Annotated in this window: 2 protein-coding genes; one reads left to right on the forward strand and one right to left on the reverse strand. The window is 73.0% G+C overall.

Features of this window, described 5'->3' with window-relative positions; translation table 11 throughout:
- Positions 1-337 (forward strand): integrase core domain-containing protein (locus G569_RS0144140; protein WP_028068147.1); only part of this gene is annotated, 337 nt, incomplete at its 5' end.
- Here G569_RS0144140 and G569_RS64375 read toward each other — a convergent pair.
- A partial coding sequence (locus G569_RS64375) for a hypothetical protein (protein WP_028068148.1) occupies positions 334-603 on the reverse strand: 270 nt, incomplete at its 5' end. The two genes, G569_RS0144140 and G569_RS64375, sit on opposite strands and share 4 nt — an antisense overlap.

Raw genomic sequence — 603 nt, forward strand, 5'->3', positions numbered from 1 at the left:
CGCCTTCTACGCCCGTCACGGTATCCACGTCGAACGCGTCATGACCGACAACGGCTCGCCGTATCGCTCGGCCGTGCACGCGCTGGCGTGCCGCGCGCTGAACATCCGCCACCTGCGGACCCGCCCACGCCGGCCCCAGACCAATGGCAAAGCAGAACGCTTCATCCGCACAATGCTCGGCGGCTGGGCCTACGGCGCGATCTACAGCTCAAGCCGAGAACGCACCGCCGCCCTTGACGGCTGGCTGTGGACCTACAACCATCGCCGCCGACACTCAGCCATCGGCCACCAACCACCGATCAACCGGCTGAACAACCTGCTCGGGACTTACACCTAGGGCGCTTCGGCGAACCCGATCCCGCCGTACAGCGGCGCGTGCGTGCCGACCTGCTCGCCGGTCGCGAGGTCGCGCGTCACGTCCTGCGTATAGACGCGCCCCGCCGCCACGCCGAACACCCCACCGGGAGCACGCCAGAGCAGCCGCCCGGTACGCGCGTCGCGGGCGACGACCCGCGCGCCGGCCGCGTCGCCGCGCCGCGCCGCGCGGCCGCCGCCCTCGTCGCGCCGCGTGGCGCGGCCCGCGTTCTCGTCCCGCCGCGCCGC

Source organism: Solirubrobacter soli DSM 22325 (assembly GCF_000423665.1).
Lineage (GTDB): Bacteria > Actinomycetota > Thermoleophilia > Solirubrobacterales > Solirubrobacteraceae > Solirubrobacter > Solirubrobacter soli.